Annotated in this window: 12 protein-coding genes; 6 read left to right on the top strand and 6 right to left on the bottom strand. The window is 67.9% G+C overall.

Features of this window, described 5'->3' with window-relative positions:
- The 4 genes from BUB20358_RS28700 to BUB20358_RS15195 all read left to right on the top strand — a co-directional run.
- Window positions 1-816, top strand: an 816-nt coding sequence (locus BUB20358_RS28700; protein WP_174905081.1) for a YadA family autotransporter adhesin, incomplete at its 5' end; no start/stop codon positions are given.
- Between the two features lie 130 nt (window positions 817-946).
- Complete coding sequence (locus BUB20358_RS15205; protein ID WP_035973859.1) at window positions 947-1609, top strand: OmpA family protein; 663 nt, start codon at window positions 947-949, stop codon at window positions 1607-1609.
- Window positions 1610-1817: 208 nt separating this feature from the next.
- Window positions 1818-2783 (top strand): chromate resistance protein ChrB domain-containing protein, encoded by a 966-nt coding sequence (locus tag BUB20358_RS15200; protein ID WP_035973861.1) that lies wholly within the window; start codon window positions 1818-1820, stop codon window positions 2781-2783.
- Window positions 2784-2802: 19 nt separating this feature from the next.
- The gene (locus BUB20358_RS15195; protein WP_006765667.1) at window positions 2803-4005 is read left to right on the top strand and encodes a chromate transporter; all 1203 of its coding nucleotides are present in this window, start codon (window positions 2803-2805) and stop codon (window positions 4003-4005) included.
- A 30-nt stretch (window positions 4006-4035) separates the two neighbouring features.
- On the opposite strand, the gene BUB20358_RS15190 is transcribed toward BUB20358_RS15195, so the two are convergent.
- The gene (locus BUB20358_RS15190) at window positions 4036-4197 is read right to left on the bottom strand and encodes a hypothetical protein (RefSeq protein ID WP_035973862.1); all 162 of its coding nucleotides are present in this window, start codon (window positions 4195-4197) and stop codon (window positions 4036-4038) included.
- A 59-nt stretch (window positions 4198-4256) separates the two neighbouring features.
- The gene (locus tag BUB20358_RS15185) at window positions 4257-5414 is read right to left on the bottom strand and encodes a DUF4382 domain-containing protein (RefSeq protein ID WP_006765668.1); all 1158 of its coding nucleotides are present in this window, start codon (window positions 5412-5414) and stop codon (window positions 4257-4259) included.
- Between the two features lie 284 nt (window positions 5415-5698).
- Here BUB20358_RS15185 and BUB20358_RS15180 point away from each other — a divergent pair, with 284 nt between their 5' ends.
- Window positions 5699-5911 carry a hypothetical protein gene (locus BUB20358_RS15180; RefSeq protein WP_035975201.1) on the top strand — a complete coding sequence of 71 codons (213 nt, stop codon included), beginning with the start codon at window positions 5699-5701 and terminating at the stop codon, window positions 5909-5911.
- A 54-nt stretch (window positions 5912-5965) separates the two neighbouring features.
- On the opposite strand, the gene BUB20358_RS15175 is transcribed toward BUB20358_RS15180, so the two are convergent.
- The 4 genes from BUB20358_RS15175 to BUB20358_RS15160 all read right to left on the bottom strand — a co-directional run bounded on the left by BUB20358_RS15175 (window position 5966) and on the right by BUB20358_RS15160 (window position 9404).
- A complete protein-coding gene (locus tag BUB20358_RS15175; RefSeq protein ID WP_035975204.1) occupies window positions 5966-6265 on the bottom strand; it encodes a hypothetical protein in 300 nt (99 codons plus the stop codon).
- Between the two features lie 82 nt (window positions 6266-6347).
- The gene (locus BUB20358_RS15170) at window positions 6348-6749 is read right to left on the bottom strand and encodes an NUDIX hydrolase (protein ID WP_006765671.1); all 402 of its coding nucleotides are present in this window, start codon (window positions 6747-6749) and stop codon (window positions 6348-6350) included.
- A gap of 175 nt (window positions 6750-6924) precedes the next feature.
- Entirely contained in the window at window positions 6925-8310 is a 1386-nt protein-coding gene (locus tag BUB20358_RS15165) for a nucleobase:cation symporter-2 family protein (protein ID WP_006765672.1), read from the bottom strand.
- 116 nt (window positions 8311-8426) lie between these two features.
- Window positions 8427-9404, bottom strand: a complete 978-nt coding sequence (locus BUB20358_RS15160; protein ID WP_035973866.1) for a LysR family transcriptional regulator — start codon at window positions 9402-9404, stop codon at window positions 8427-8429.
- A 133-nt stretch (window positions 9405-9537) separates the two neighbouring features.
- Here BUB20358_RS15160 and BUB20358_RS15155 point away from each other — a divergent pair, with 133 nt between their 5' ends.
- Window positions 9538-10254: an SDR family oxidoreductase gene (locus BUB20358_RS15155; protein ID WP_006765674.1), complete on the top strand. Its 717-nt coding sequence runs from the start codon at window positions 9538-9540 to the stop codon at window positions 10252-10254.
- Window positions 10255-10369: the final 115 nt, after the last annotated feature.

Below are 10369 nucleotides of genomic sequence, written 5' to 3'. Positions count from 1 at the left end.
TACATCGCGTACGGATTGAGCAGCCCGCAATCGTCGAGCGGCGAAGTGAACGTCGGCAATCGTCAGATCACCGGGCTTGCAGCCGGCAAGAACGGCACCGATGCGGTGAACGTGTCGCAGCTCGATGCGGTTGCGAACCAGCTGACGACGCTGATCGACCAGCGCACCGCGAACGGCTCGTATTCGTCGAACCCGATCGGCACGAACGTGCCGCCGGGCTCGACCGGGGACAACTCGTCGGCGGGCGGCTCGGGCGCGGTCGCGTCGGGCTCGAACAGCACGGCGGTGGGCAACAGCTCGCAGGCGTCGGGCAACGGTTCGACGGCGATCGGCGTCGGCTCGACCGCATCGGGCAACAACTCGACGGCGATCGGCGCGGGCAGCAACGACGGCGGTCGCTCGAACGTCGTCGCGGTCGGCTCCGCGGATTCGGCGCGGCAGGTGGTCAACGTCGCGGCCGGTACGCAGGGCACCGACGCGGTGAACGTGAATCAGCTGAACGCGGTGTCGAACTCGTTCACGCAGTCGCTGAACAACGTGAACAATCAGCTCACGCAGATGCAGCAGCAGATCCAGCAGACCGATTCGATGGCGCGCGAGGGGATCGCGGCGACCGCCGCGATCGCATCGATTCCGCACATGGACCGCGACTCGAACTTCGCGATGGGCGTCGGTACGGCGACGTTCCTCGGTCAGAAGGCGATGGCGGTCGGCATGCAGGCGCGCATCACGGAGAACCTGAAGGCGACGCTGAACGGCGGTTTCGCGGGCAGCCAGCGCGTGGTCGGCGCGGGCATGCTGTATCAGTGGAAGTGATCCGTTGCGGCCGGATCGTTTCGGCGCGCTGCGCCGGAACGATCGCCGCGAACGAGAACGCAATTCGCATGCGGCCGCCGCGCCGGCTGGCCGCATGCGTCGTATCCCATCGATTTTCCGGAGTTATCCAGTGAAAAAACTGCATCTTGCACTGCTCGCGTCCGTCGCTTTTCTTGCCGCCTGTTCGAGCGCGTCCGGGCCGACGTTCAACGCATACGAACTGCAGCCGAGAAACGGCGTTCGCACCTTCCAGGTCGACTGTCACGGCATTCTGTCGAGCGAAAAGACCTGCATGAAGGTCGCGACGCGGATGTGCGACAAGGAGCCGGTGCGCGTCGTCGATTCGGCCGCGCCGTTCCGTGACGGCGCCGATCCGCGCTCGCTCGTGTTCCAGTGCGGCGCGGCACCTGCGCCGGCTGCGGCGCCTGTGCCGGCGGCGCCGGCTGCCGTCGAGAAAGTGAGCCTGACCGGCGATGCGTACTTCGCGACCGACTCGGCTACGCTGACGCCGGCTGCGCGAGCCGCGCTCGACAAACTGCTGAACCGGCAGGGCGACCGGCATTTCTCGCGTATCGAAGTGACCGGCTATACCGACGCGGTCGGCTCGGACGCGTACAACGTCGCGCTGTCGCGGCGTCGCGCGGACGCCGTCGCCGCGTACTTGCGCGAGCGCGGGCTGAACGCCGATTCGTTCGTCGCGACGGGGAAAGGAAAGGCGGATCCGGGCGCGTCGAACGCGACCGCCGAAGGGCGGGCGAGCAACCGGCGCGTGGAGATCTCGCTGCAGAAGTAGCAGGTGGTTGTCCGCGCCGCGCAGCCGATCCCGCGGCTGCGCGGCGCTGACGATCGCTTTGCGCGTGCCGGGCCACCGGCCCCGACCGCGGGACGGGCGGCGACGGTGCGCGGCGGTTCGCGGGCCGCTTCCCCCAGCCGCGCATATCGTCGGATGTAGCGATCTCTACAAGGTTGAAGCGATCGATACGGCCGCCTATGCTGCCGTTATGAACGCTGCCCCCGATTCCTGGCTTCTGCTGATCGTCAGCCTGCCGACGTCCGGTGCGACCGCGCGCATGCGGATCTGGCGTGCGATCAAGACGCTCGGCGGCGCACCGCTGCGCGACGGCGCGTATCTGTTGCCCGCGCACGTCGAGCAGGCGCCGCAGTTTCGCGCACTGGTCGCCGACGCACGCGCGGAAAACGGCCAAGCGTGGCTGCTGACGGTCACCGGCGACGACGCCGACCAGAACGCTTCGCTTCGCGCATTGTTCGACCGCAGCGCGGATTTCTCGACGTGGCTCGCCGAACTCGCGCACGCACGCGAAACGCTCGCCGGTCTGCCGGCCGCCGAGCTGGCACGCGTGAAGCGGCGCTACGCACGCGCATACGACGCGATCCGCGGCATCGATTTTTTCCCGAACGAAGCGTCGGCCCGCGCGGACGCGCAATGGCGCGACTTTTCCGCCGCGATCGAGACATGCTCGTCGCCCGGCGAGCCGCGCGCGGCCGGCGGCACGATCCCGCGCCGCGATCGCGCGCACTACCAGGGACGTCAGTGGGCGACGCGCCGCGGCCTGTGGGTCGACCGCGTCGCGTGCGCGTGGCTGATTCGGCGCTTCATCGATCCGCACGCGCGATTCCTGTGGCTCGAAACGCCCGGCGATTGCCCGGCGGACGCACTCGGTTTCGATTTCGATGGCGCGACGTTCACGCATGTCGGCGAGCGCGTGTCGTTCGAAGTGCTGGTCGCGAGCTTCGGGCTGGACCGCGACCGCGGGCTCGCGCGCATCGCCGCGCTCGTCCATGCGCTGGACGTCGGCGGCGCGACGACCGTCGAGGCAGGCGGCTTCGAGGCGATCCTGTCCGGCGCGCGCAAGCGGCTCGCAGGCGACGATGCACTGCTGCACGAAATCGGCTCGGTGCTGGATTCGTTGTATGCGCACTATTCGGGCAGCCAGCTTCCTTCATGACCTTCGGACGCGGATCACGATGAACACGACAGCGAAAATCGACACGCCGGAATCGGCGCCGCACGAGCGTCCGGTCTACACGCTATGGCAGCTGATGCTGTACTTCGTGCGGCTCGGCACGTTCGGCTTCGGCGGCCCGGTCGCGCTGGTCGGCTACATGCGTCGCGATCTCGTCGAATCGCGGCAGTGGCTGTCGGATGCCGACTACAAGGAAGGGCTCGCGCTCGCGCAGCTCGCGCCGGGCCCGATGGCCGCGCAGCTCGCGATCTATCTGGGCTACGTCCACTATCGGATCGCCGGCGCGACGCTGGTCGGCATCGCGTTCGTGCTGCCGTCGTTCCTGATGGTCGTCGCGCTCGGCTGCGCGTACGCGACGTTCGGCGGCATCGCGTGGATGCAGGCGGTGTTCTACGGCGTCGGCGCGGCCGTGGTCGGGATCATCGCGATCAGCGCACGCAAGCTGGCCGCGAAGAGCATCGGCAAGGACGCGCTGCTGTGGGCGATCTACCTGATCTCGGCGACGGTCACCGTCGTCACGGAATCCGAAGTGGCGTGGCTGTTCGTCGCGTCCGGCGTCGTCGTGTGGCTGTGGCGCGCTCCGCCGCGGTGGCTGCGCGGCGGTTCGGCGAACCTCGTCGCGGCGGCTGCGCTGCCGACGGCCGCCGGTGCGGCGGGGTTCGTCCACTGGCCGCTTCTCGTGCAGATCGGCGCGTTCTTCGCGAAGGCCGGCGCGTTCGTGTTCGGGTCCGGTCTCGCGATCGTGCCGTTCCTGTACGGCGGCGTCGTCACGGAGCATCACTGGCTCAGCGAAAAGCAGTTCGTCGATGCGGTCGCGGTCGCGATGATCACGCCGGGCCCCGTCGTGATCACGGTCGGGTTCATCGGCTATCTCGTCGCCGGCTTGCCGGGCGCGTGCGTCGCGGCTGCCGCGACGTTTCTGCCGTGCTATCTGTTCACCGTGCTGCCGGCGCCGTACTTCAAGAAATACGGCAAGGTGCCGGCGATCCTCGCGTTCGTCGACGGCGTGACCGCCGCCGCGGTGGGTGCGATCACCGGTGCGGTGATCGTGCTCGCGCGACGGTCGATCCACGACGTGCCGACCATCGTGCTCGCGCTGCTGACGATCGTGCTGCTCGTGAAGTTCAGGAAACTGCCCGAGCCGGCGATCGTGGCCGGCGCGGCGTTGATCGGGCTTGTCGCGTACCCGCTGCTGTACGGTTGAAAAAGCCCGCGGGACGCGGGCTTCACCTGTTCAGCAATTGCCTTTCTTCGCCTGGCCGGGCGGGCAGAAGCCGTTGCCCGGACCGCCTTGCGGCGCGACCACCACCGGTGGCCCGGGAACGTACGCGACGCACCCGCCGAGCGCACCGACCGTGCTCGCCGCGGCGAGCAGTGCGATAACCGTTTTTTTCACTTCGTTCTCCCGTTCGGTACGAAAGGGCCGGCCGGCCCTTTCGATGTTGCGTCGATTCGTCAGAAGCTGAAATTGACGTTCGACTGACTCGTTGCCGCGTTGACGTTCGTCGATTGCGTGGCGCCCGACGCCGCGTCGGCTTCGATCGTGTATTGGGCGGCAGCCGCGGGCGCCGCAGCAAGCGCGACGGGCAGCGAGCCCGAATACGTGCCGACGATCGGCGCGGCGGTCGGCACCGACAACGCATACGCGCCCGTGTCCATGTTCGCGTTGATCGACGTGATTTCATACGCGTTGGCATCGATCGTCTGCAACGCGCGCACGAACGCATTCGCGCTCGCGGTGACCGTGCCGCTGACGGTGCTCATCGTCGAGGCGGGCAGCGTGATCGGTGCGTTCGATGCCGACACGGCCGTCGTCGCGTTCACGACGACCGGCACCGACCGCACGATGCCGGACGCGAAACCGTTCTGCACGATCACGACGTCGTAGTTGCCTTGCGTCGAGCTCTGGATCAGCGGCGACAACACGAACTTGCCGGTGCCGTCGGCCACCGTGCCGCGCACGACCTTGCCGCCTTGCTCGGCATAGACGGTCGCGCCTGCCTCGGCCGGCGCGACGTAGCCCGAGATCGCGCCGCTCACGACGGTCGGAATCGCGGTGACGACCGGCTTCAGCGCATACGAGCCGTTGCCGCGCTGGACGATCGACTTGCACGCATTGAAGTCGAGCACGAGATCGACGAGCGTGTTCGGCTGTACCGTGAACGGCTGGATGATCTTGTAGCCGCTCTGCGTCGCGCTCGGCGTCGCCAGCGCCTGTTCGGTGCCGCCGGTCGGAACGACGGAGTTCGCGAGCGTATTGCCCTGGTTCTGCGCGAGCACGAGGCGGACTTGCTGATACTGACCGGCCGGCAATGCGGTCTGCCCGAGGTCGGCGAGCACGCCGTTGGTCAGCGACAGCAGGTCGATCTTCTGCGGCGTCGCGAGCGAGATCGTCGACCAGCCGGAATCGTTATCGCCTGCATTCGCATTTGCATTGACACGCACCTGCGACACGGTCACGTACACGTGATCGAAGCCGCACGACGGCGCGTCCGTCATCGCGACGTGCAGCGTGCCGGTTTGCGTGGCGCCGCCGTCGTCTCCGCCGCCGCAGCCGGTCAGCGCGAACGGCATCATTGCCGCGCACAGCGCGGCCTTCCAGATCGTGTTCATCGTTGTATCCCCCCCCCGGGAGGTTATTGTGGGTGCGACGAAGGATAGCGCCGTGCGCGACGCGTGGCGCGGTCAGCTTTGAAACGAACGGTAAATCCTGCGTCGGCACGTAAGAAGCGGCATACGCTACCGGCTGCGCGCCGCCCGCGCGGCCGCACACGCTGAAACTTGATCGGGAAAAGCCCTGAAACTACGCGGATTATTGACCGGCTATAGTGGAAACACTGAAGGTCGCGCGGCGTCGTTTGCCGAACGACAAGGCAATGACCGTGGACGAGCGCTGTATGAAAAACATCAACGACAAAACCGCCGGGCCGATCTGGGGCGTGGCTGCCGGGCTGCTGCTCGCGGTGGCAGGGTTGAGCCTCGGCATCTCGCCGAAGTCGATGCACGGGCCCGGAAGCATGAACGACTTCATCGCGTTCGGCATCGCGATGCTCGGCATCTTCGTCGCCGTCTATTCCACACACGAATGGCGAAGAAAGCGCGTGCACTGAGCGCACGCGCACCGCGGCACGTTCGACGATCGGCCGGCCCGGCCGCGTGACGGTTCAGCAGCGCGGTCGTTCTTCAGCCGCGCCCGAATCGGCGAGCAGGTCGTCGACGACGATTTCGCCCGCCGAGCGGCCTGCGCGCAACGCATTCAGACTGTCGGAGAACAGGCGGCCGCCGTCGTCGGCCAGGCGGATCGGCGCGAGCACGCGCGACGGCACGTCTGCGGCCAGCACCTGCACGATTGCGACGAAACCGAAGCTCGGCGTATCGGCCGGTGCGTCGTCGCGCGGATCGTCGACCTTGAATTCGCATCGGACGTCGATCGTGTAGCCGCGATAGGTGTACACACTGTTCATCTGCTGCTCGCTCGAGTAGGCCGTGACGATGGGCGGTGCACGCATCATACCGGCCCGGTCGGGCCGGCGGGAACCGCATGGCTTACGGGCGGATTTCGTGCCGGTAGACGAGTTCGACGATGCGCTTCGTCGGGATGCTCGCTCGGAGCTTGTCGACGACGTCGACGCGAAACCACTTGCATCGCTCGATCTCGTTGCTCGCCTGCGGCGTCTCGCCCGCGCCGACCTCCGCAAAGAACACGTGATGGATTTTCGCGAGCCCGGTGAACTGCATCGAATAGACGAGTTGCAGGCCCGCGATGCCGGTTTCTTCGTGCAACTCGCGATGCGCGGCTTCGAGCGGCGTTTCCCCGCGCTTGATCGTGCCGCCCGGCAACGCCCATCGCGACGACGCGCGAGCGACGAGCAGCACCTGTTCGTCGCGGTAGCAGACGACGGTGGCCCGTTCCTTGGTCGGTACGACGCTCGTTTCCGGAGAACTCATGAATGAACGCGCAGGGTGTTGAAGGATTCTAACCAGCGTCGCAGCGTGGGCCAAGCCGGTTTTCGCGGACAACGCGCGCAAGTTCGATACCTGCCGCGTTCCGGATGAAGCGACGTGGCGGCCTGCGCGCGACGTCGCGCTCCGGACCACGCGACCGCGTCGCCACGTCTCCGCGTTACTTCTTCTCCGGCAGGAACCAGTTCATCACGAGCGCGCTGATGCCGCCGGTCGCGACGCCCGATTCCAGCACGTTCTTCAGCGCATGCGGCAGGCTGTTCAGAATGTCCGGCACCTGCGACACGCCGAGGCCGAGCGCCAGCGACACCGCGATGATCAGCAGCGCACGACGGTCGAGGTGGATGCCCGCGAGAATGTTGATGCCCGATGCGGCGACCGCGCCGAACATCACCATCGCCGCGCCGCCGAGCACCGGCTCGGGCACGGCCTGCAGCACGCCGGCCACCGTCGGGAACAGGCCGAGCACGACGAGCATCGCCGCGATCCAGATGCCGACATGGCGGCTCGCGACGCCGGTGATCTGGATCACGCCGTTGTTCTGCGCGAACACCGAGCTCGGAAACGTGTTGAACACGCCGGCGAGCAGCGAGTTCGCGCCGTTCACGAGCACGCCGCCCTTGATTCGTTGCATCCACACCGGTCCTTCGACCGGCTCCTTCGAGATCTTGCTGGTCGCGGTGACGTCGCCGATCGCTTCGAGCGACGTGACCAGATAGATGATCAGCATCGGCACGAACAGCGACCACGAGAAGCCGATGCCGAAGTGCAGCGGCGTCGGCACCTGGAACAGTGCGGCCTGATGCACGCCGGTGAAATCGAGGCGGCCAAGCAGCGCGGCCGCGAGATAGCCGATCGCGAGCGCGATCACGAGCGCGGTGCTGCGCACCCAGACGACCGGCACGCGGTTGAGCAGCACGATCGTGCCGAGCACGAGCCCGGACAGCGTCAGGTTCTCGGCGCTCGCGAACGTCCCGTTCGCTATCGCGCCGTAGCCGCCGCCCATGCTGACGAGGCCGACCTTGATCAGCGTGAGGCCGATCAGCAGCACGACGATGCCGGTGACGAGCGGCGTGATCAGCCGCTTCACGAACGGCAGGATGCGCGACACGCTCATCTCGACGAACGAGCCGGCGATCACGACACCGAAGATCGCGGCCATCACGGTCTCGACCGGCGTGCCTTGCTTGACCATCACGCTGCCGCCGGCGATCAGCGGGCCGACGAAGTTGAAGCTCGTGCCCTGCACGATCAGCAAGCCCGCGCCGAGCGGACCGAACCGCCTGCACTGCACGAACGTCGCGATGCCGGAAATCACCAGCGACATCGACACGATCAGCGTGGTATCGCGGCTCGATACGCCGAGCGCTTGGCAGATCAGCAGGCCGGGCGTGACGATCGGCACGATGATCGCGAGCAGGTGCTGGAGCGCGGCGACGAACGCGACCATCGGCGCAGGGCGGTCGTTCGGGCCGTAGACGAGGTCGCGGGCCGAGTCGGCATCGTCGGCACTGGCGGCGGAGCGGGCGGAAGAGGCGGGTTGCATGGCGAGCGGGCCGGACAGGGTGGAAAGTGCGGCATTTTAGCCGAAGGGCCCGCCGGCGCCGCGCGCGCGATGCCGGCGTCGGGTTCGGCGAAGCGCGCCGGCGCCGCGGCTCGGCGTCAGCTGCTCTCGCGCCGCTTCATGCTGCGCGTTGCGGCGCGCGGCGGCGCTTGCGCGTCCGGATACGCGCGCCGGCATACGTCGATCACCGCGTCGCGCAACCGGCGATGCACGGGGTCGCCATGCATGCGCGGATGCCACAGCGCCGAGATTTCGATATCGGGCATGTGCACCGGCACGTCGAAGCTGCGCAGCCTCAAGGTGTCGGCGAGCCCGGACGAGAACGCGTTGCCGAGGCTCGAGCGCGGCACGAGCGCAATCAGGTCGGTGCCGGCCGCGACGCGCATCGCGTCGGGATAGCTCGGCACGACGACGCTGACGGTCGCGTCCGGATCGAGCTTGCCGAGGACATCGTCGGTCGGTCCGTCGAAATCGCCGAGCGGCGTCGCGATTACATGGCGGCACGCGGCGTAGCGCGCACGCGTGATGCGGGCCGATGCGAACAGCGGATGATCGGCTCGTGCTACCGCGACGTGCCGGTCGTAAAACAGCACGCGCGTGTGCAGCTCGGGCGCGTCGTCGCCGCGCTTGCCGATTTCCAGATCGACCGCGCCGTCGCGCAACGGACCCGGATCGCGGGCAAGCTTCGCGACGAAGCGCAGCCGCACGCGCGGCGCGAGTTCGGCGAGCGCGGCGACCACCGGGCCGGCCAGCATGTCCATGAACGACTCGGCCGCACGGATCGTGAACGTCGACGCGAGCGTCGCGACGTCGACGTCGGCTGCCGGGCGCAGCACCGCGCGGGCATCGGCGGCGATCGCGTGCACGCGATCGCGCAACGCGGCGGCGTGCGGTGTCGGCACGAGCGCGCGGCCGGCACGGACCAGCAACGGATCGCCGGTGGCGGCGCGCAATCGCGCGAGCGTGCGGCTCATCGCGGACGTGCTGAGGCCGAGCCGGCGTGCGGCGCCGGTCACGCTGCCTTCGGTCAGCAGCACGTCGAGCGCAGTGACGAGATTCAGGTCGATGTCTTCCATGCGGCAAGCATACGGTATCGGGCGCGCCGGCATGGCGTCCGATGCAACTATTGTTTGAGTCCGGTGCGTCTGGTGCATCGGATGCCGCGCAACTATAGTGACTCGATTGCGGACATCGGCGAAGGTGGAAACCATGCAATCGACTGAATCGAACCGGAACCCGCGCACGCTGCTGCTCGTCGCCGCGTCGCGCGGCCTCGGGCTCGCGATGGCGGAGGAATTCCTGAAGAAGGGCTGGCACGTGGTCGGCACGGTCCGTGCAGGATCGGGGCGGACCCGGCTGCACGCACTGGCGGAGCGGTTCGCCGGCAGCCTCGAAATCGAAACGCTCGACATCTGCGAGCCGGCGCAAATCGCCGCACTGCGCGAACGGCTCGCGGGCCGCGTGTTCGACATGCTGTTCGTGAATGCAGGCACGACGAATGACGAGAAAGAGACGATCGGCGAAGTGACGACCGACGAGTTCGTGCGGGTGATGATCACGAACGCGCTCGCGCCGATGCGCGTGGTCGAGGCGCTGCAGCGCTACGTGCGCGCGGACGGCCTGATCGGCGTGATGTCGTCGGGGCAGGGCAGCGTCGCGAACAACGTGACCGGAATGCGCGAGGTATACCGGGGCAGCAAGGCCGCGCTGAACCAGTTCATGCGCAGCTTCGCCGCGCGGCAGGCGGGCACGCCGCGTGCGATGGTGCTGATGGCGCCCGGCTGGGTGCGCACCGAGCTCGGCGGGCCGGACGCGCCGCTGACGATCGACGAGAGCGTGCCGAGCCTCGTGAACGTGCTGATCGACAAGCAGCAGCGCGCGGGGCTGGAGTACCTCGATTACCAGGGGCGCACCGTCGCGTGGTAGTTGCGTGCGCATCGGTATGCGACGCCGGCGTGCACGGCGGCGCGCGGCGCGTTGCCATCCGGTATTCGTACCGCATCGCGCTGCCCAGGCGCGCGGCCGCCTCGGCAGCGATTCC

Origin of the sequence: Burkholderia dolosa (assembly GCF_902499135.1) — a bacterium.
GTDB lineage: Bacteria > Pseudomonadota > Gammaproteobacteria > Burkholderiales > Burkholderiaceae > Burkholderia > Burkholderia dolosa.
Note: the sequence above shows the minus strand (reverse complement) of the source record. Positions and strands in the feature narration are given on the sequence as shown.

Excerpts from the sequence above, each read along its gene's own strand:
- BUB20358_RS15200 (WP_035973861.1), top strand. The coding sequence starts at position 1,818 with ATGAACGCTGCCCCCGATTCCTGGCTTCTGCTGATCGTCAGCCTGCCG.
- BUB20358_RS15195 (WP_006765667.1), top strand. The coding sequence starts at position 2,803 with ATGAACACGACAGCGAAAATCGACACGCCGGAATCGGCGCCGCACGAG.
- BUB20358_RS15185 (WP_006765668.1), bottom strand. The coding sequence starts at position 5,414 with ATGAACACGATCTGGAAGGCCGCGCTGTGCGCGGCAATGATGCCGTTC.
- BUB20358_RS15180 (WP_035975201.1), top strand. The coding sequence starts at position 5,699 with ATGAAAAACATCAACGACAAAACCGCCGGGCCGATCTGGGGCGTGGCT.
- BUB20358_RS15175 (WP_035975204.1), bottom strand. The coding sequence starts at position 6,265 with ATGAACAGTGTGTACACCTATCGCGGCTACACGATCGACGTCCGATGC.
- BUB20358_RS15170 (WP_006765671.1), bottom strand. The coding sequence starts at position 6,749 with ATGAGTTCTCCGGAAACGAGCGTCGTACCGACCAAGGAACGGGCCACC.
- BUB20358_RS15165 (WP_006765672.1), bottom strand. The coding sequence starts at position 8,310 with ATGCAACCCGCCTCTTCCGCCCGCTCCGCCGCCAGTGCCGACGATGCC.
- BUB20358_RS15160 (WP_035973866.1), bottom strand. The coding sequence starts at position 9,404 with ATGGAAGACATCGACCTGAATCTCGTCACTGCGCTCGACGTGCTGCTG.
- BUB20358_RS15155 (WP_006765674.1), top strand. The coding sequence starts at position 9,538 with ATGCAATCGACTGAATCGAACCGGAACCCGCGCACGCTGCTGCTCGTC.